Annotated in this window: 17 protein-coding genes; 9 read left to right on the top strand and 8 right to left on the bottom strand. The window is 57.5% G+C overall.

Annotated elements, in window-relative coordinates; all coding sequences use genetic code 11:
• Positions 1–86 precede the first annotated feature (86 nt).
• Positions 87–653, top strand: coding sequence for a GNAT family N-acetyltransferase (locus tag GZH47_RS20165; RefSeq protein ID WP_162645340.1), 567 nt, complete (start codon positions 87–89; stop codon positions 651–653).
• Between the two features lie 245 nt (positions 654–898).
• Here the strand turns inward: GZH47_RS20165 and melA are convergent, their stop codons facing one another.
• The 3 genes from melA to GZH47_RS20180 all read right to left on the bottom strand — a co-directional run bounded on the left by melA (position 899) and on the right by GZH47_RS20180 (position 5,942).
• Positions 899–2,311 (bottom strand): alpha-galactosidase, encoded by a 1,413-nt coding sequence (gene melA / locus GZH47_RS20170; protein WP_162642739.1) that lies wholly within the window; start codon positions 2,309–2,311, stop codon positions 899–901.
• A gap of 1,461 nt (positions 2,312–3,772) precedes the next feature.
• Positions 3,773–4,849, bottom strand: a complete 1,077-nt coding sequence (locus GZH47_RS20175; RefSeq protein ID WP_162642740.1) for a Gfo/Idh/MocA family protein — start codon at positions 4,847–4,849, stop codon at positions 3,773–3,775.
• 4 nt (positions 4,850–4,853) lie between these two features.
• A complete protein-coding gene (locus tag GZH47_RS20180) occupies positions 4,854–5,942 on the bottom strand; it encodes an FG-GAP repeat domain-containing protein (RefSeq protein ID WP_162642741.1) in 1,089 nt (362 codons plus the stop codon).
• A 179-nt stretch (positions 5,943–6,121) separates the two neighbouring features.
• Between GZH47_RS20180 and GZH47_RS20185 the strand changes: the two genes are divergently transcribed.
• Entirely contained in the window at positions 6,122–6,949 is an 828-nt protein-coding gene (locus tag GZH47_RS20185) for an AraC family transcriptional regulator (RefSeq protein ID WP_162642742.1), read from the top strand.
• Positions 6,950–7,220: 271 nt separating this feature from the next.
• Complete coding sequence (gene pgsA, locus GZH47_RS20190) at positions 7,221–7,805, top strand: CDP-diacylglycerol--glycerol-3-phosphate 3-phosphatidyltransferase (protein ID WP_162642743.1); 585 nt, start codon at positions 7,221–7,223, stop codon at positions 7,803–7,805.
• Between the two features lie 161 nt (positions 7,806–7,966).
• Here the strand turns inward: pgsA and GZH47_RS20195 are convergent, their stop codons facing one another.
• Positions 7,967–8,779 carry a copper amine oxidase N-terminal domain-containing protein gene (locus tag GZH47_RS20195; RefSeq protein WP_162642745.1) on the bottom strand — a complete coding sequence of 271 codons (813 nt, stop codon included), beginning with the start codon at positions 8,777–8,779 and terminating at the stop codon, positions 7,967–7,969.
• Positions 8,780–8,973: 194 nt separating this feature from the next.
• On the opposite strand from GZH47_RS20195, the gene GZH47_RS20200 reads away from it, so the two are divergent.
• Positions 8,974–9,897, top strand: a complete 924-nt coding sequence (locus GZH47_RS20200) for a J domain-containing protein (RefSeq protein ID WP_162642746.1) — start codon at positions 8,974–8,976, stop codon at positions 9,895–9,897.
• 80 nt (positions 9,898–9,977) lie between these two features.
• On the opposite strand, the gene GZH47_RS20205 is transcribed toward GZH47_RS20200, so the two are convergent.
• Both GZH47_RS20205 and GZH47_RS20210 read right to left on the bottom strand, forming a co-directional pair.
• Complete coding sequence (locus tag GZH47_RS20205; protein ID WP_162642747.1) at positions 9,978–10,235, bottom strand: hypothetical protein; 258 nt, start codon at positions 10,233–10,235, stop codon at positions 9,978–9,980.
• A gap of 185 nt (positions 10,236–10,420) precedes the next feature.
• On the bottom strand, positions 10,421–11,344 hold the full coding sequence (locus GZH47_RS20210) for an amidoligase family protein (protein ID WP_162642748.1): 924 nt from the start codon (positions 11,342–11,344) through the stop codon (positions 10,421–10,423).
• 256 nt (positions 11,345–11,600) lie between these two features.
• Here GZH47_RS20210 and GZH47_RS20215 point away from each other — a divergent pair, with 256 nt between their 5' ends.
• The 4 genes from GZH47_RS20215 (at position 11,601) to GZH47_RS20230 (ending at position 16,737) form a co-directional block, all read left to right on the top strand.
• Complete coding sequence (locus tag GZH47_RS20215) at positions 11,601–12,185, top strand: hypothetical protein (RefSeq protein ID WP_162642749.1); 585 nt, start codon at positions 11,601–11,603, stop codon at positions 12,183–12,185.
• Positions 12,186–12,292: 107 nt separating this feature from the next.
• Entirely contained in the window at positions 12,293–14,755 is a 2,463-nt protein-coding gene (locus GZH47_RS20220; protein WP_162642750.1) for a GH116 family glycosyl hydrolase, read from the top strand.
• Positions 14,756–14,758: 3 nt separating this feature from the next.
• Positions 14,759–15,835, top strand: coding sequence for a LacI family DNA-binding transcriptional regulator (locus GZH47_RS20225; protein WP_162642751.1), 1,077 nt, complete (start codon positions 14,759–14,761; stop codon positions 15,833–15,835).
• A 179-nt stretch (positions 15,836–16,014) separates the two neighbouring features.
• Positions 16,015–16,737, top strand: coding sequence for a hypothetical protein (locus GZH47_RS20230; protein ID WP_162642752.1), 723 nt, complete (start codon positions 16,015–16,017; stop codon positions 16,735–16,737).
• 100 nt (positions 16,738–16,837) lie between these two features.
• Here the strand turns inward: GZH47_RS20230 and GZH47_RS20235 are convergent, their stop codons facing one another.
• On the bottom strand, positions 16,838–18,208 hold the full coding sequence (locus GZH47_RS20235; RefSeq protein ID WP_162645341.1) for a glycine--tRNA ligase: 1,371 nt from the start codon (positions 18,206–18,208) through the stop codon (positions 16,838–16,840).
• Between the two features lie 474 nt (positions 18,209–18,682).
• Between GZH47_RS20235 and GZH47_RS20240 the strand changes: the two genes are divergently transcribed.
• The gene (locus tag GZH47_RS20240; protein ID WP_162642753.1) at positions 18,683–19,210 is read left to right on the top strand and encodes an AAA family ATPase; all 528 of its coding nucleotides are present in this window, start codon (positions 18,683–18,685) and stop codon (positions 19,208–19,210) included.
• A 105-nt stretch (positions 19,211–19,315) separates the two neighbouring features.
• Here the strand turns inward: GZH47_RS20240 and GZH47_RS20245 are convergent, their stop codons facing one another.
• On the bottom strand, positions 19,316–20,221 hold the full coding sequence (locus GZH47_RS20245) for a helix-turn-helix domain-containing protein (protein WP_162642754.1): 906 nt from the start codon (positions 20,219–20,221) through the stop codon (positions 19,316–19,318).
• Positions 20,222–20,257: the final 36 nt, after the last annotated feature.

Consider the following 20,257-nt stretch of genomic DNA (forward strand, 5'->3'; position numbering starts at 1 on the left):
GCGGCATGAACCGCATGAACCACATGAACCACATGAACCACATGAACCACATGAACCACATGAACCACATGAACCACATGAACCACATGAACCAACATCAGGATTTGTTCCAAGGCGAATGGCTTCGCTTCGCAGCGGTGCAGCCGGACGACGCGGCGGAGCTGTCGCGGTTTACCGAAAGTTACGATTATATGCGCAACGTGGACACCGATTTCGCGGTGCCGCAGACGGCGGCGTTCTTCGAGCAGGCCGAGAACGGCAAGAATACGATCGAATTCATGCTCCGGACGCTTGAGGACGACCGGCTCGTCGGTTTCGCCGCGCTCCATGGCATCGAGTGGAACAACCGCTCTTCGCGGATGGCCGTCGGCATCGGCAGCGCGGAGGACCGCGGCAAAGGATACGGAAAGGACGCCGTCGCCATGCTGCTGCGCTATGCGTTTTATGAACTGAACCTGGAACGGATCAGCCTTGAGGTGATCGCTTACAATCAGGCGGCGATTCGCGTCTACGAGAAGGCGGGCTTCGTGGAAGAGGGAAGACTGCGCGAGGCCGTCCTGCGCGGGGGACGCCGCTACGACCTGATCGCGATGGGGCTGCTTGTCCGGGAATGGACGGCGCTACATGGGGATGCCGCAGACGGCGAGGCTTGACTGAAGCGGGTATCGGTACCTGCTGCCGCCGTGCTCGGCTACCCTCTTCCATTCATCGCTTAATCCATCGTCATCGTCTAACCCCGTCTAAACCATCCCCTCTACTCGCAATGTTGCTAGATCACACCACTCATACCGCCTGGCCGATGTACCCTTGGAACGAAAAAAAGGCCTATCTCGGCTCCGGCGACCGCAACGGGGCAGCCTGGAGCCAAGATAAGCGCTAAATTCGGTTTTGGAACTGCTTATTGCGCCAGCTCGCCTAACCGGGCGAAGATGGCAAGCGCCGGATCGATAGGCACGTCGGCCCGTTTGACGTCGGCGGGGATGTGGATCGTCGGCGTCGGGCGCGGCCGGCGATTGCCGAACTGCGGCAGCCATTCGCTTTCGGCATCGAGCATCTCCGTCACCATCTCGCGGATTTCTTTCAGCGTGAGCACGGAAGAAGTCAACGGATCGAGGGCGATCGCCTGCACGACCGTTTCCGGATCGCCGGATTTGGCAGCCATGACAGCCAGCCGCTGGACGTTGATGTTCGTTTGGTTCAGCGCCGCGCATTGCGCCGGCAGCTCGCCGACGATCGTCCGGTGGATGCCGGTCCGATCCGCGTAGACGAGGCCTTCCGCGCAGCAGTCGTCCGGCAGGTTCTTGATCATGCCGTTGTTGCGCAGGTTGCCGCTGAACTTGAACGGCTTGCCGGTTTCCAGCGCCTCGATGATGTAGGCGCAATATTCGATGCTGCGCGGCGGCAGATCGGCCGATTCATCCGTCAGCAGATCGGATTCCGTGTACTTGCCCGCGACGTAGACGCACCAGTTGTAATAGGCGCCCGTTGCGCCGCCGAATGCAGGCTCGTCGCAGTAGAGGTCGAGCGCCTTCTTCGACTGCCGGAACCACGGCACGTACTCGGACAGATGGCCCGTCGACTCCGTCATGAAATAGCCGAAGTGCCGGAACACTTCGCCGCGCACCTTCTCGTTCACGTAGAATTCCGGCTGCTCGAACTTCTCGCGCAGCAGCGGATATAGATCCTGGCCTTCGCGCTCGATTTTGAGAAACCAGCCCATATGATTGATGCCGCCGGTTATATAATCGATCTCCTGCTTCGGCACGCCCGTATAGCCGGAAATGAGGTCGAGCGTCGTCTGCACGCCGTGGCACAGGCCGACATACTGGATGTTCGTCTCGCCGAGCGCCCAGCAGATCATGGCCATCGGGTTGACGTAGTTGAGCAGGATCGCTTTCGGGCAGAGCTCCTCCATGTCGCGCGCGACGTCCAGAATAACCGGAATGCTGCGCAAGGCACGGAAGACGCCGCCTGGTCCCAAGGTGTCGCCGATGCATTGGTCGACGCCGTATTTGAGCGGGATTTGGTAGTCCATTTCGAAGGCGGTCAGGCCGCCGATCTGGAAGGAGCAGATGACGTAATTCGCGCCCTGCAGCGCTTCGCGCCGGTCGGTCGTGATGGACACCGTGGCCTTGAGGTTGTTCTGGGCGATGACGCGGTCGATGTAGCCTTTGACATGCGTCGTCTTCGTGGTCGACGGCGCCATAAGCACGAATTCGGTTTCTTCCAGCGCTTCCGTAGCCATGATATCCAGGATCAGCGTTTTGCAAAATACGACGCTGCCTGCTCCGATGATGGCAACTCTTCTCATTAGAACACCCCGTTCTGGTGGAATGGATTTAGTACGGCGGGGGAGGGCCCTGCGGGCGGTAGGGGTTTCCAATCGCTGTTGTAGTGCAGATTTCCTTCATCTAGTTAAACATTTTAATGGTTGAAATCTGACTACAAAGGCGAACGCTTAAGGTGATTGGTTTGCGTTCAATGTCGGAAGACATGGAATGCAGCATTCACCTGCTTCGCTAGCATAAACTACGCTGCTACGACTCCATGCCGTCCACCGGGCCTTGCCCGCTGATCAAGGGTTTAAAAGCATTGCAAGCAGAACTCCCCCCAGCAGGGGGGGCTTTGCAGGGAAGAGCAAGGAATAATCCCAAGGATAATCACAAGGACAATCCCAAGGAGCAACCCCGAGGAATAACCCTGAGGAGAACCCCAAGGAGCAACCCCGAGGAATAACCCTGAGGAGAACCCCAAGGAGCAACCCCAAGAACAACACTGAGGACAGCCCCAAGGAACAGCCACCAAGGAACAGCCACCAAGGAACAGCCACCAAGGAACAGCCACCAAAGACCAACACTGAGGAACAACCCCTAAGGAACAGCCCCCAAAGACCAACACTGAGGAACAACCCCTAAGGAACAGCCACCAAAGACCAACACTGAGGAACAGCTCCAAGGAACAGCCCCCAAAGAACAACACTGAGGAACAGCTCCAAGGAACAGCCCCCAAAGACCAACACTGAGGAACAGCTCCAAGGAACAGCCCCCAAAGACCAACACTGAGGAACAACCCCCAAGGACACTCCAAGGACGAACCTAAGTAACAACCTCAAGGACAACTCAAAGAAACAACCCCGAGTAACAATCCCAAGAGAACAACCACAAGCAAGAGTCATGATTGTAACGAATCCTAGAAGCCTTATTGCAGGCAAAAACGGCCGTTTTGAATCCTAACGAATCTCAGCAGCGCTATTTGGTTGTTTTGCCAGTGTTATAGGCCACTTTCGCTCGAATAAGCTCATCTGAGTTCGTTAGCCATCAAACGGACGCTTTTTGTAACGAATAGCGTCGTCTAGGTTCGTTACGTTAATTGCTTGGGCTGGCGCACCGCCGTCTACGAAGCGTCAGCCATGCAGCGCGCCCCGCCATTACGCAGCGCCAGCCACACAGCGCGCCCCGCGCCCCGCTATTACGCAGCGCCAGCCACGCAGCGCGCCCCCGCACCCCGCTATTACGCAGCGCCAGCCACGCAGCGCGCCCCCGCACCCCGCCGTTCGCGACGCGCCCCGCCCTCACGCAGCGGCTGCCACACAGCGCGCCCCGCGCCCCCGCCCTCACGCAGCGGCTGCCACACAGCGCGCCCCGCGCCCCGCTATTACGCAGCGCCAGCCACGCAGCGCGCCCCCGCACCCCGCCGTTCGCGACGCGCCCCGCCCTCACGCAGCGCCAGCGACACAGCGCGCCCCCGCACCCCGCCGTTCGCGCCCCGCCAACTACACCTTCGCCAACCCGTTCCCGTACGTCCGCGACATGAAATCAATATAAGAACGAGCGAGTATCAGATCCTCGAGCGCTTCCTTCGATGTACACGGCGCTGGGCGTTCGCCTCGGACCGCAGCCAGGAAGTTGCGCGCCTGGTTGCGCATGGCGGAGACGTTGGGCATGATCGGCTGGACGATTTCAGGCTCGCCGATTTTGGCGTTGTCCCGGTAAATCGTCACTTTGCCCGCCTGCTGACGAACGAGCGGAGCGGGGAGGTCGACGCGGACGAAGCCGTTCTCGAAGCCGACGATGACGTGTTCATGCCATTCGATGGACGTCTGGTACGGCGCCATTTCCAGGCTGACCGTGACGCCGCTTTCGCTTTCGCCGACGAGCAGTACGCCGGCACGATCGCCGAACGTCAGCTTGTAGTTCTCGCCGAGGAAGAAGCGGATCGCGTTCACCTGGTGAATGTAGTAGTTGACGAAAGTATCCAGCTCGCGCGTTTGCTCATCCGTGTAATCCGCCGGGCCCGGCTCCGGCGTCAAAGCCGGATAGGGATCGCCCGCATTCAGCGGGCTGTCCGCTTGGGCGGTCCAGTCGCCCGGCGGCATCGTCACGCGGATGCTGCGCAGCTTGCCGTAATCGCCGCTCGCGCGCCATGCGTCGACTTCCTTCTTGGCGCGTTCCATCGCCGGGTCGGAACGTTTGTGATAGCCGACCATATGCAGCGTGCCGGTCTCTTCGCTGATGCGCACGAGCTCGCGGCCGGCTTCGACGGTCAAGCTGAGCGGCTTCTCCGTGAACACCGGAATGCCCGCGCGCAGAATATCCGGAATCAGCGCCGCATGGTTGCGATACTGCTGGGGCGCGACGATGGCGTCGACCTTGGCGTTCGCGATCAATGCCATATGGCTGCCGTACACTTCGGGAATCCCGTAACGCTGCGCGACGAGCGCCGCGGACTGCGGCCGGATTTCGGCCAGCGCCACGACCTCGCATTCGTTCCCGAGCACCGCATAGTTGCTCAAATGCGCCATCTGCCCCATGCCGCCGCCGCCCACAAAACCAATCCGTACTTTGCTCATTCCGTTAGCCCTCGCTTTGTCCAAGATTTTCGAAGAGATAGAGACCGTCTTTGCCCGGCGCCACGATGTCGGGATAGCCGTTGCCGTTCAGGTCCTGCACCCAGAAGTAGATGCCCGCGCCGGATGCTTCGCCAGCCGGACCGTAGTCGATGACATGCTTCTCGAACCGGCCGCCATTGATCTTGTAATAGTAAATGCCGATGTCGTCGAACGCCCCGGGATCGCCGTCGTTATGCGCCCGGTACCGTTTGCCCGTGATGAGCTCCAGCTCGCCGTCGAGGTCGAGATCGACCAGCCATAGATCGTGGAACTGGGAGCCGGACATGTCGATCTTATGCTTCGTCCACGTCCGCGATCCGTCTGCGGCGCGTCCTTGCTCGTACCAATGCAGTCCGTAATCATGCGCTTGACCGACGATAAGATCCGTCAATCCGTTGCCGGTCACGTCGTGGCCGAGCACCGGTACGCTGGCGCTGCCGAGCGAGAATTCCGGATGGAACGTCCATAAGCCGGCAAAAGGATCTTCCGGCTGTTCCAGCCAGCCGCCCGCCAGCACGACGTCCATCCGGCCGTTGCCGTTCACGTCGACGAAGCCCATGCCATGGCCGCTTGCGCCTTCGCTGATGACGAACTTCCGGAATTCGCCGGTGCCCCGGCCTTCGGCATCCCGGACGAGTTTATAGAACGCTTGCGGCGCTCCCGGCGTGTTGGGGAAAATCTCCGGCACGCCGCAGCCGTCAATATCGAAATACCGGATCGTCTCGATGCTGCCGCAGCGGTCGATGTCGTACGTTTCCCAGGGAACGCCGGGCTCGCCGGGATTTTTGCGCCAGCGCAGCGTTTCGCCCCACCAGGCGCCGGTTATGATATCGAGGCGTCCGTCGCCGTCGACGTCCATCGGATAATCGGAGAAGTCGTCATGGTATTCCGAGATGAAGGGAACGTCGCAAATCACATGTTTGTTCGCGTAATCGGGCCCTTCATACCAGTACGCTCCGCTGACGATATCGGGCACGCCGTCGCCGTTTACGTCGAATACCGCGCACGCTTCATACTTCTCATCGGACAACTGCCGTTTGTGGAAATGCAGCAAAACGAGCACGCTCCTTCAATGAATTATTTAATGTTGTAAGTTATCGCAGGAATACGCTATTCTGGAGATAGAAAATGCAAGCGCTATCTATTACTAGACTATGCCAATTCATACAGCGAAACAATAAGAAAGCTTGTGAGAAAAACTATCCATTCTTGCGATTATGGGAGAGAATGCCAATGAGCGAGGCATCGCTGTTCCGCAGCCAGCCGGTCTATATGTCGGGAGCGTCCTTCGATGCGGACGGGATTTCGTTCCGGTTCAACCTGGAGCTGCATAAACATGACGCCAACAGCGAGATGCTGCTTGTCGAGGAAGGCGAGGGCGAGTTCGAAATCGATGGCCGGCGCTACGTCGCCGGAGCCGGAACGATCCTTTTCTATCAGCGGGGGCTGTGGCATAAGGAATTGTCCACGAAGCATCCCTTTCGCGCTACATATATCGGATTTACGGGACTGCGGATCGGAGAGCTTCCGCCGGATTATTTGATCGGTCCCGGGAGAGACCCGGTTATCGAGCTGCACGAGCATATGCCGGCCATCAGCAGGCTGATGCGGGAATGCATCGCGGAACATCATCGCATGGAGCCGGAATCCGAGCTTGCGGCGAACCATTATCTCGGCCTGCTGTTCGTGAAACTGGCGCGGATGGTCTATTACGGGGATGCGGCGGAACGCCCTCGGTCGACGGCCAAGGAAGCGGTGTGGAAGGCGAAGCGGATGATGGAAGAGAACTACGGCGCGCCGCTGACGTTGGAGTCGCTTGCCGCGGACACGTATTTGAATAAATACCATTTGGCGCATTTGTTTAAAGAGATAGTAGGGGTAAGTCCCATCCAGTTTCTCATTTATTGCCGAATGGAAGCGGCGAAGCGCTACCTGCGCACGACCAGCCTGCAAGTTAAGGAAATCGCGGAGATCGTCGGGTACCAGAGCGAGCCTTCATTTTACAGCGTATTCATGAAATCCATCGGCATGACGCCACGCAAATACAGGGAAAGCGGTTAAGGGAGAAACGTTCGCGGATCATTCCAAGCGAATAAGGAGGCTGAAGCTATGAAGAACAAACTCATTCTTTTTGCGTTTTTCGGGAGCGGCGGGCTTATGCTGGGGGCCTTGATCTGGCTGCTTTGGGTCATTCAGCGGGTTTAACGGGAAGAGCTCGGTCTGCCCGTTCAACCTTGCAATCGCCGCAGGACAAATGAAAATAATGAACGTACACGTATAGAAATGCACGAATAGAAACACAATCGGCGGCTGCCGACCGAGGAGAGATACTATGAACCTGGCGAACAAAATCACCGTTGCGCGGATCCTGTTGATCCCCGTGTTCATGCTGTTGTTTCCCATTTATCCGTCGTGGCTGACCGCTAAATTCGCCGTTCTTCAACATTTGGCTGCTTACGGCATCTATTATGCGGCGGGCGTCTTCCTGCTGGCTTCGGCCACGGACAAGCTGGACGGATATATCGCGCGCAAGTACAACCTCGTGACGAACCTCGGCAAGCTGTTGGATCCGCTCGCGGATAAGCTGCTTATCTCCGCCGCGCTGGTGTTGATGGTAAGCCAGCATATGACCTATGCGTGGGTGGCCTTCGTCATCGTCGCGCGCGAAATCATCATTACCGGTCTGCGCATCATCGCGGCGTCCCGGCGAATCGCGCTGCAGGCCGACGGAACGGGCAAAATCAAAATGGTGTTCCAAGTCGCGGCAATCACCGCCGTCCTGCTGCGGAACCGTCCGTTCAGCTTCTTCACTTCCGTTCCCGTCGATCAAGTGCTGCTCTATGCGGCGCTCGCGTTAACGGTCTACTCCGGCGTGCATTATATTCGGAACAATTACAGGCGGCTGGAGCTGTTCTGAACGCTCTTTTATAGCACGGGATAAACCGGAACGCTGGAGATATAGGGATTTCCCTTTTCCTTTTTTCTTGTAAACATAGGTTACAGGCTCTTTGTCATATCCGTAGAGCAAAATATCGGTAAACTGCTTGTCCTGTTCGGCAAGCGTTTGAACGTTCTATTTTATGAATCCGAAAACAACCTCGCTACGGTAATGATATAGTCAATGTCTTCTTGCGGGAAACTCCGCGATACGGCGATCGTGCCGTTTGCCTTGATTGCCGGAAGCGCCGGATCGATTGGACGACTATAGGAATCGGTTGCGAATCCTCCGTATCCCGGCCCGAAATCCACGAGCGGATGGATGTCTGCTTTTCCCGCGGGGATATCTTCGCCCGTTATGTTCGTTGCATGGACGGTGAGCTCGAAGGTGCCGTTGCTTTTGTTCTTGACCGTATAGTCGCTAATTCGAAAAGCCCCGTCTTCATTCTGACGGTAGAGGTCATTCCCGTCGAAATCTTGAAAGGATTCTCCCGCAAGGATACGCTCGTCATCCAAGACCAGTACGTTCTCCTTGGAATCCCAGTGGTTCTTTAATGCGGCCCTGTCCAGAAAGATCCGTATGGGCAGAAACATGGCGCCGTTTTTAAGCACGGGCGTCGTATCCATGACAACCGTTTGCCCGTCCATTCGAGCGGTTTTCGAACCGATCACGAATGCAAACTCATGATCCAGCCAGGTAAGCCGAGCGGTTTTCGTGGAAGCGGAATAAGCAACGTTCCCGCCAAAAAGATCCTCGAACGCGCGCAGCGGCACGACGATCCGATTATGCGCGTCAACGAACGGCGGCGCGGGTTTCGTATAGAGAATGTAAAATTTTCCGGCTTTCAGATAGACGTTCGACTTCTCCGGTAAAGCTGCTGCCGACGCAGAGCTGACTTGATGAAAAGAAAGCACGAACAGGGCTGCGAGCAGCACGATCAAGAAACGTTTCACGATCCATTACCTCCGTATCGGTTGGTAGTATAGTTTCTGGACGGTAACCGGTCCGGTAAGGTTGCAGCCGACGGCATGCGTTCTTGATCGCTATCGTACCAATGCCGTACAAGATCAGATGATTGACCCCTACGTTCGGGCTAGCGAATTCGATATCATTATGGAACATAGAGAGAAAGGAAGGTAGACCCGTTATGGATGAACGGAAGAAGGCTTACGAGCTGCTGGGCCTGCCTGAAGGCGCATCGAAGGAAGAAGCCGAGACCAAGTATTCCTTGCTGATCCGCCGCGATCGCGCCAGCCGCCAACGCGAGGATTCGAAACAATCAGACGAACAGCGCCTTTACCTGGAAGAGATCAATAAGGCGTACAAAACGATTTTGGAATACGAAGAGAAGAAGACGGTCGAGCAGTACAACGCCTCGGCCTACGGCAGATACAAGGGCATGGCCGGTTCCGCCGAGAAGATCGACCATTTTTTCAGTTACTATAAGTTCCATTTGCTCGGCGTGATCGCGCTTATTCTCGTCGTCATTTACGGCACCAAGGGATACATCGACCACCGCAACCATGCGGCTGCGCTCGCCAAGCTTCCGCCTATCGACGTAAGCGTCTCCTTCTACGGCGAATATCTGACCAAGGACGGCAGCCATATCCTCAGCGACTTGAGCCCGCTGGAAGCGGATATCTTGTCGGACTTTCCGCAGTGGAAGCGGGTCAAGGCATTCTACACTTACCTGCATAAGGATATGGATAAGCAGGAGGACTTGGGATTCCTTGAGAAGAGCAGTATCGATTTGACGATGAACCAGCCGGATGTTTATATTTTGGACAAAACGAACTTTACGAGGCTGGCGGCGGTAGGCGCCTTTCTTCCGCTCGACGGCGCCAATGCCGCTAAGCTGGGCCCGGGCCTTAAACCGGAGCTCGAGCTGAAAGCGAAGATGCTGGTGGATGACGAAAACGCCCCCGAGGAGCATGTCTATGGAATTGACATCTCTGCCAGCCCGCTCTTTAAGGGACTTCCCCTCGTCGGTAAAGAATACATTGCGGCCATCGGCGCCTTCCCCGACCGGCCGGATCATGCGTTTGAATTTATTAAGAAATTTGCGGAGTGAACGGTTCGCGCCGCGCATTAAAAAAGTCCGCATGCGCTGCGGACTGGTTCGGTCAATGTTCCTATCGGCCGACATTTGACTCAAAGGTTTATCGTCGTATGCGGAGGAGCGTGCACGGCAAGCCCGATCACGATAATTCTGCTTCCCTTTTTAAACTTCTGGAGCACCTTGGGAACTTTATTACCCTTAGCGTTAACAATACTGATGGTAAGCGTCGCATTGTTTTTCGTTGCGACATAGATCGCCCGATCATTCGTGAAAATTCTTCTCCAGTTCGAATCGAAGTAATAGACTTCATCTTTTAAATCCGATAAGGTATACCGCCGGGTTAAGGCCAAGTGTACCACCTCCTTTAAGGTAAGTTATGTGGCGGTACGCGATATTTCTTGGACGCTTCTTCATCTTGACCGGCAGCTTGCCGCGGCAGACCGGAAACGGCAAATGGCATCACGGGGACAGAGCCCCGTGATGCCATTTTTGCTTGAGCAGATGGTTTTGCGAGAATTGAAGGCGCCCCGGTGTACTAACGGCTAGACGGCGGCGACGCGACAACTTGACGCACGATCTGCCAGCCGTCGGCAGGCGGTTTCAACACATAGCTGAGCAGTCCGCCGCCTCCTTCGATGGCAATCAGAATGCCGTCTTCCACGGGCAGCGCGTGATGCAGCTCGCCGCCCGGGACGAGCCGCTGGACGAGTTCATCAACGGCCGGAAGCAGCGCATCTTCAAGCCAGATCCGTTCCCGATACCAGCGCGGGACCGGGATCGGCGGCGGATAGCCGTCCGGCGCCGCATCCAGCGCGGCAGCCAGCTCGCGCGGCGACGCGGGGAGCTCGCGTCCTTCGCCGACGGCGGCCGTGAACCGGAGGCATAGCTCGACGACGCGCAAGATCTCGTCTTCGTTCAAGCTGCCGTTGGCATAGCGGATTTCGACCGTGCCGTTATCGTACCAGGCCGCGGCGTTGATCCCGCAGCGATGGGATTGCGGCCGGCCTTTGCGGCACAACGCCTCCCGGCAGGGACTGCGCCTGTACGCATCGCGCATCTCTTCCGTAACAGGCGGGCAATAGACCAGCCGCTCCTTGCTCGTCGTCATCAGAGCCCGCAGCGCGTCCTGGCTTGCCAATGCGGCATCCACGAGCGGCAGTGCCAGCGCCTCGCCCCAAGGTTCGATGCCGACATGCACGTGGAGTCCGCAGCTCCAGTTCATGCGCGCTCCTTGCTCGCGCAAGCGCGCCAGCATGACGCGAAGCTGGTCCCGGTCCGCCCATGCCAGGGGCGGCGTCTGCAGTTCGCTGCCGGATTCTTCGCCGCCATCGTCGATTTGCAGCTCGTCCAGCGCCATAACCCAGCCCGGCAGCAGCTCCAGCTCCGACGGACGACCACCGATAAATTCAATTTCGACGCCGAAGCGCAGTTCGTTCCATTTTATTCTTCTCGGCCACATGCTACTTGCACCCTCTCTTATTTGGTTGAATGCTATGCGCAAACCGCAAGAGAGGCGGGGCTCGGGCTTACCGGGGGATTTTCATTCTGGCCATCGGAATTCCTCCTGTTCGGATTCGGCTGCTTCTTCTAATCCTAAGTACATTCGCGGCCTCGCGAAACAATTCCTTCGCGCGCCGCAGACGGTGCAACTTAATTTTCGCGGCTCCCGTTATTGAAGGTAATCCTAATCAGGCGTACAAAGGAGGGGAAGACCTATGCAGCGGCTCTTTATCGTAATTGCCATCGTCTTGCTGACGCTGACGGCATGCGGCCAAGCAGAGGAGAACAATTCGCAAGACAAGGCACGGGAGGAAGCGAACAAGGCGGTCATGGAGAAGATGGCTCACCCGAAGCCTTCCTATCGGGACGACCTGTTCGAGATGAAGCTGCATCTTGATCGGACGACGTATAAGAAAGGCGAACCGATCGTCGCTTCGGCGACTTTTGCCTATGTCGGAGACGAGCCGAAAGTAACGATATACGGATCACATGGGTTTCTGGGCTTCGGCATACACGACGGCAAGGATTTCGCGATGGACGGCATGTCCACGGCGGAACGCGCTCCGACCGAACTGGTGCGAGGGAAGACGTACACGTATCCATTCTTCAAAAGCGGCGGTTACGGGAGCGACGATCCCGATGCGGATTTCTGGCGCGCTTTCTACGCGGAGAAGGATCTGATTTTGCCGCCGGGCACTTACGTGTTGACAGCGTCGGTGAATTTCGACCTCCATGAAGATATCGCTGACCGCTCGGAGTACCGGGGAGAGGTCTACCAGACGATCACGGTCGAGAATTAATGAATTAAATAAAATAAAATTAATAACGATAAATTTACTGAATTTATTTTATCGGTGAGCTATAATGATCCTAAGCTGACGAAAACCAACTTTTGGGAGGGCTTAGGGTGCATACAAAGTCGTATAACGGCATCTACGAGGGAAGCCATAATTCGCATGTTGCATTTCCGCTTGGCGGCATCGGAGCGGGCAATATTTGCTTGGAAGGAACAGGCGCGCTGTCGCATTTCTCGCTTCGCAATACGCCGGACATCATGAACGAACCGATGGTATTCTCGGCGATCAGCGTGAAGGGGAAGGACGGCCGCATCGCCAGAGTGCTGGAAGGGCAAGTGCCGACGTGGAAAATATTCAGCCGGGGAGCGGAACAATTCGCCGGACCGGGCAATGGGCTGTCGGGCAAACATTACGGGCTGCCGCGGTTCGAGAGCAGCTCGTTCCAAGGGCGGTTTCCGTTCGGGACGGTCGAGCTGCGCGATCCGCAAATTCCGGTGGAGGCGACGATTACCGGCTGGAGTCCGTTCATTCCGTTGAACGCCGACGATTCCAGCTTGCCGGCCGCGGCGCTGGAATTTACGTTCGCGAACCGTACGGACGAGGCGGTCGAGCTGGTCTATTCGTTCAACGCTGCACAGTTCATGGCGGTCCCGAATGCCGACAATCACCGCGTGCTGCGTGCCGAATCGGGCAGGGGCTTCGTGCTGGATCAACCGGCGGTCGACGGCAAGCCGTGGGAGCAGGGGGCGTTCAGCGCGTTTACCGACCACCCGGGCGCCCGGGTCGATTGCGCTTGGTTCAGAGGCGGATGGTTCGATTCGCTGACGATGATCTGGAACGACATCGAAGCCGGACGGAGCAGCGAGAAGGCGCCATTCAATGAAGGCCGGCCAGGTCCGGGTGCGAGCATCTTCGTACCGCTGACGCTTCAGCCGGGCGAGCGGCAGACGGTACGCGTCATGCTGAGCTGGTTCGTTCCGGAAACGAATCAATCCGAGGGGTCCGCCGATCAGGCTTCTGCCCAAGGGGACGACCAACAAGCCGCGAAGTACCATAAGCCGTGGTACGCGGGACGGTATGCCGATCAATCGGCCGTGTCGGAATATTGGTTCCGTCATTACGATCGCCTGCGCGAGGAAAGTAAGCGCTTCACCGATACAATCTATAGCGCGACGCTGCCAGCGGAGGCGGCGGAAGCCATTACGGCCAATCTCTCGATCTTGAAGTCGCCGACGGTGCTGCGGCAAACCGACGGCCGTCTGTGGGCGTGGGAAGGCTGCTTCGACAAGGGCGGCAGCTGCCATGGCACCTGCACGCATGTGTGGAACTATGCGCAGGCGATCCCGCATCTGTTCCCGGAGCTGGAGCGCGGCATCCGGAATACCGAATTCGGCGAAGGCCAAGACGAGCAGGGCCATCAGAATTTCCGCGTTCCGCTGCCGATCCGGCCTGCGAAGCATGATTTCCACGCAGCCAGCGACGGTCAGCTTGGCGGCATCATGAAAGTGTACCGCGAATGGAGAATCGGCGGGGATTCCGAATGGCTGCTCGCGATCTGGCCGAAAGTGAAGCAGAGCCTGGATTATTGCATCGAGTCGTGGGATCCGGACCGGGCAGGCATTCTGACCGAGCCTCACCACAATACGTACGATATCGAATTCTGGGGCCCGGACGGCATGTGCTCCTCCATCTACCTGGGCGCGCTCAAGGCAGCGTCTCTCATGGCGCAAGCCGCAGGCGAAGCGTCCGAGACGTGCGAGACGTATGACGCGATGTATCGCCAAGGCAGGGCGTACCTAGAGAACGAGCTGTTCAACGGCGAATATTTCGAGCAGAAAATCATTTGGGAAGGGCTGCGGACCGCTTCGCCGCTCGACGCGCAGTCGTGGACCGTCAATTATTCGCCGGAGGCGACGGAGCTGCTTCAGGAGGAAGGTCCGAAGTATCAGTATGGCAAAGGCTGCCTGTCGGATGGTATTATCGGTGCATGGCTGGCCGAAATGTGCGGCCTCGGCGATATTTTGAACCGCGATTACGTAAGGAGCCATCTGCTCAGCATTCATAAATACAATCTGAAGCATGACTTGTCCGCGCACGCCAACCCGCAGCGTCCCGGATATGCGCTTGGCCATGAAGGCGGCTTGCTGCTCTGCACCTGGCCTCGAGGCGGCGAGCTGGCGCTGCCGTTCGTGTATAGCAATGAAGTGTGGACAGGGATCGAGTACCAGGTCGCTTCCCACTTGCTCTCGCTCGGCTGCATCGAGGAAGGAATGGAAATCGTCCGCGTCTGCCGCGATCGCTACGATGGACAGACGCGCAACCCGTTCGACGAATACGAGTGCGGCCACTGGTATGCGCGGGCGCTGGCTTCCTACGGCCTTCTCCAAGGCTGGAGCGGCATTCGTTACGATGCCGTCGACCGGACGCTGTACGTATCGCCGAACGTTTCGGGCGATTACAGCAGTTTCCTGTGCACGGCCGGCGGCTATGGCCTGGCAGGCATAAGGGACGGCGTTCCTTTCGTCACGGTAAAATCCGGCGCAATCGATATTGAACGAATCGAGATGGTTTAGGCAATGGAAGGAAACGAAGAACGAAGGAAAGACGGCAGGAGAAAGCCGGCCATTAAGGAAATTGCCGATCTGACCGGATTTTCGCCGGCTACGGTATCGCTGGTGCTGAACAATAAAGGCTCCTTCTCGGATGATACCAAGCATGCGATCAGGCAGGCGTTCGCCGAACGAAGCCACGATCTGGCGTTGTCCGGGGGCAGAAGCTTCATCCGGCTGCTGATCGAGGGCTCATCCGCCCTGTTCGGAAGCGACACGTACAACAGCGAAATCATCCAAGCGATCGAAAGCGAGTGCCGGCTGCTCGGCTTCGAGATCGTGCTTACGTTCGTGCGGGAGGATGACGATCCGCTGGCGTGGCTTGATAACGTAGCCGGACTCATTCTGGTCGGCGGCGGCTTGATTACGGATGCCATCATCGGGCAGCTGCGACTGCAAGGCGTCCCGCTCGTACTGGTGGATAACTATTCGCATCGGGGCGATGCCTTGTCGATTCATTCCGATCATTACGGAGCGGGATTCCTGGCTACCGAGTATTTGATTGCACGGGGACATCGGCGGATCGGCTTCATTAGCGGACCGTCCAAGTATAAGCCGCTGGTCGACCGGTTCGCCGGCTATTGCGCGGCATTGATGGAGCACGGGCTGCCGCTGGTGCCCGCGTACATCTCTCCGAATATCGACCGCGAGCATATTAAAGGGTACCTCGAGATGAAGTACTTGATGGAGCTCCCCGAACGGCCGGATGCCGTCTTCGCCGTCAGCGACAGAGCGGCTTACGGCGCGCTGCAGGCGCTGCGGGAGATGGGGCTGGTCCTTGGGCAAGATGTCGACATGGTCGGCTGCGATAATATCCGGGGCGATCAAGCGGTATCCGGGCAGATCACGACCGTGCACATTCCTCGTGCCGAGGTCGGGCAGATCGGCGTGCGGTTCCTGATCGAGTCGATCAAAGGAAACGCTCTCGGCGGCAAAGTCGTTCTGCCGGGAAGGCTGGTCGTGCCGGGCGAAGATGACGGCGAGGATGACGGCGAGGAAACCGGCGACGAAGGAAACGATGCGATAGGAAGCAAGCCGATTTGAATGGAACTGCGTGCAAGGAACTGAATAAAGCGAAGCTGCCCCGGGCCGAATGGCGCGGGGCAGCTCTAGTTATGCTTTTATTGTAAACGTGATTTCTCTTACGCCAGGGGCCTATGCATAACAGGAATAATGAGATAGGCTTTTTGCTAGAGGCCGATTATAGAGGGAGCAGGTTCAACGTGAAACGAAAGAAGAATTTGATGCTGGTTGCAGCCTTCCTTATGGCAGCGGGTGCCGCTCTTGCTTATCCGACTTTCATGCAAGACGCGAACGTTAGACAGGATCAAGAAGATCACGGCGTTGCCACATCAAGCGTACATGTAAATCAGGGGGCTTCTATAGACGCTGCACCGATTGACCTAACCTTTAGTAAAGCGGAAGTGTCCATTATGGACGAGCTGAACGAGTCGAACTATAGAGCGTTGTACATAGATAACGAGACGTATGTGCGCGTCGCGAAGGAAGGCTCGATTCAAGTAAGTAAGGATCGCGGAACAGTGTGGACGAATTATGATACAGAAGTTGTTTCGGCACCTTATTTTACGGATTGGCTGGAGAGGAACGATCCCAATCCGGACGGCAACGCGAGGAGAGGGATGCTTGCCATGGTGAATGGCGGTGCGGAGATACGGCATGCCGTCTTCCCTAACGGCAAAGAAATGTTCGTTGTCATCGACGACGCTAGCGTCCAAATCGAACTTTGCACGCCGACCAAGCTGAATGGTGTATTGATCGACGGGCAGAAGCTGATGGTCACCTTCCGCCATGCCATGCACGCGTCCACGCAGACGTTACAAGCCTTTTATGATTTGCTCGTTTCGAATGGTATCCTTACGCCTGCCGAGGCGGAGCAGGATTATAAGGAACGGATTGAACGTATGGAAGATGGTAATTTCATCTGAATAGCTTCATGTAATTTAGCTCCACCTTATTAGCTCCAGCCCCGGGCATCGCAGCCCGGGGCAATTTATTTACCTGTTCTATCCGCCGCAGCTGGCCTGGCTAGAACGCGACTCGCGCAGCGACATACGTACGCAGCTCCGCGATCGGCATCCGCACCTGCGCCATCGTATCGCGGTCGCGGACGGTGACGCAGCCGTCGGTTTCGGATTCGAAATCGTACGTGATGCATAGGGGCGTGCCGATCTCGTCATGACGGCGATACCGTTTGCCGATCGAGCCGGCCTCGTCGTAGTCGACCATGAAGTCGGCGGCCAGGTCGGCGTAGATGCGCTGCGCGCCGTCCGAGAGTTTCTTCGACAACGGGAAGACCGCCGCCTTGATCGGCGCGAGCGCCGGGTGCAGGCGCAGCACGATGCGGCTGTCGTCCGCTTCGAGCTGCTGCTCCGCGTACGCGTCGATGAGGAAGGCCAGCGTGACGCGGTCCGCGCCGAGCGATGGCTCGATGCAATACGGGACGTACCGCTCGTTCGTGTCGGGGTCGAGCACGTGGAAGTCTTCGCCCGCATGCGCCATATGCTGCTTCAGATCGAAGTCCGTCCGGTCCGCGATGCCCCACAGCTCGCCCCAGCCGAACGGGAAGCGGTATTCGATATCCGTCGTTGCGCTGCTGTAATGCGACAGCTCGTCATCGGCATGGTCGCGCAGCCGGATGCTCGCCTCATGCATGCCAAGGCCAAGCAGCCAATCGCGGCAGAAGCCGCGCCAGTACTGGAACCACTCCAGATCCTCGCCGGGCTTGCAGAAGAATTCCAGCTCCATTTGCTCGAATTCGCGCGTCCGGAACGTGAAGTTGCCGGGCGTAATTTCGTTGCGGAAGCTTTTGCCGATTTGGCCGATGCCGAAAGGCAGCTTCTTGCGCATGGAGCGTTGCACGTTGCGGAAATTGACGAAGATGCCCTGGGCCGTCTCCGGGCGCAGATAGATCTGGTTCGCGCTCGATTCCGTCACGCCTTGGAACGTCCGGAACATGAGATTGAATTGGCGGATATCCGTGAACTCGCGGCTGCCGCAGTCCGGGCAGGCGATGCCGTGCTCGTCGATGAGCGCCTTCATCGCATCGAACGTCATGCCGTCGACGACGACCTCGATGCCTTTGGCGTCCAAGGCGTTCTCGATGATTTTGTCCGCGCGGTGGCGGCCCTTGCATGTTTTGCAATCGATCATGGGATCGTTGAAATTGCCGACGTGGCCGGAGGCGACCCATGCCTGCGGGTTCATCAGAATCGCGGCGTCGAGGCCGACGTTGTGCGGCGACTGCTGGATGAATTTCTTCCACCACGCGCGCTTGATGTTGTTCTTCAGCTCGACCCCGAGCGGGCCGTAATCCCAGGTGTTCGCCAGTCCGCCGTAGATTTCGGACCCCGGGAAAATAAAGCCGCGCTGCTTTGCCAGCGAGACGATGCGGTCCATGGGTTTCGATTCGTTGTTTGTTTCGCTGCTCATCGATAGGTCGCTCCTTCGGCCGTCATGCGGCCCTATAGTTGGCCATCACAAAAAAGCTCTCGCCTCCGGACATCGCGCGTCGCGATATCCGGGGACGAGAGCTTGCGCACCCGCGGTTCCACCCCAGTTGACGGCCTCGGTCAGGGCCGCCCTCTTTTGCATAAAGGCTCGATATTGCTCCGGACTGCCGTTTCCCTGAATGCCTCTTCCGGGCTTGCACCATCCCCCGGCTCGCTGCTTAGAAGACCTCTCAGGTACTATGGTCCATCATTGCAATCATTCCATGTTTTGGATATCTTATCGCGAAGCCGGGGAAAAAGCAACCGGAATCGGAGGCGAGACAGTGTGAAAGACGACTGAAATGAATAGATTGTATTTCTGCGGCGTTTTCCTTATCCTTTACTGTAAATCATAGGGGCGACTGAAGGAGGAACCAGGGCTATGGATCATCAATTGATCGGCCGCAAGCAGGTGATTTATCTCATATCCGGTCCGCTTGGCGTCGGGAAGTCAACCACTTCGAAAGCGCTCGCGCAGACGATGCAGCCATGCGTCCTCATTGAGGGCGACCATATTCTTCACATGTTTCAAGGCTATTCGACTTCTTGGGAAGAACGTCTGCGCTTATCCTGGAAGAACATCCTTGCATTAACGAGGAATTTTATACAAGATGGCTTCGATGTCGTCGTCGATTTCGTAGTCGAGGACGAACTGGCGTGGTTTTGCAGCCAAGTTGCCGATTTGCCTGCGAATTTAAACTATGTCGCGCTTATGGCGGATGAACCCCGAATAATCGAACGTCTGCATACGAGAGGCGACATCCAATGCTTGGACCGCTCGTTGTTTCTACGGAACCAAATGCTCCTGTCCCCGTCCAATCAACCCTTTCTCTATGACACGACGATGAAGGACACCGCGCAGATTGTAGAAGACATTATCGCAGGCGACCGCTTTCGCGTTTCTTACTAAAGCCTATTAAGCAATGAGCTGAGCTCTCATAAAATGTGTTGAAAAACGGCAGCCGCCATAAGGCTGTCGTTTTCTTCATAGGCGGTACATAAAGCGGCCCATCTCCTACCGGCGGTGAGGAGGGCTGGCGCGAAATTCCCTGGGCGAGACGCCCAGCTGCCGCTTGAACGCCTTGGACAGATGCGCGTCACTGGCAAACCCGCAGTAGTCCGCGATTTGCGTGAGCTTCAGCGCGGTCGTGCCGAGCAGTTCCTGCGCTTTCTGCAGCCGGAGCTGCAGCAGATACTGATGCGGCGTCGTGCCGAAATGCTGCGCGAAGACGGTCGTGAAATGCGATTCCGAATACCCGGCATGCTTCGCCATCGCTTCGACCGATAACGGCGCGGACAGGCTGAAGGACAGGAAGGCGTTCATCTTCTGGACGAACTGCTGGCCTTCGAAGGCGAAGGAGGCGCCGCTGCCGCCGGTACCGCCGCTGCCGAGCAGGAGGCCGAGGAGCTCCAGCGCATGCTGCTGAACTTTGAGCGCGCTCCCGATGTCGTTGTGCTTGAAGTGCTCCATCATGCGCAGCAGCGTATCCTTGAACGGGCGCGGCGGCTGGGCTTGGAGCAGGACGGGAATCCGAACATCCGGAAAATCGTTCAGCCGCGGCTGAAGCAGCTGCCGGTACGGCTCAAGATTCGTTTGTCCCGGCGTCGTGACGAAGCTTTGCTCCCGCGCGGGATTGTAGAAGAAATCCAGATGCGCGTTCGGCACGACGCAATCGCCGTATCCGCGGGTCGTGAACGGAAGCCCGGGCTGAATCAAGGCGAAATCGCCTTCGTTCAGCTCGTAGTCGACGCCTTCGACGGTGAGCGCGTAGCGGCCTTTCTCCAAATACAGAAACAGATAGTCGAGCAGCCTTCGCTCGCCCTGGAAGAACGGCGGGCTGACGAAACGGTAGCAGAGCCGCACGTAGGGCAAGACGGGGTAATCATTCCAGCTGTGTTCGCGATCGCGAAGTGTCGGCATGCATCTTCCAGCTCCTTGGCGCAAGAATGAGGGCTT

Source organism: Paenibacillus rhizovicinus (assembly GCF_010365285.1).
Taxonomy (GTDB): Bacteria; Bacillota; Bacilli; order Paenibacillales; family Paenibacillaceae; genus Paenibacillus_Z; species Paenibacillus_Z rhizovicinus.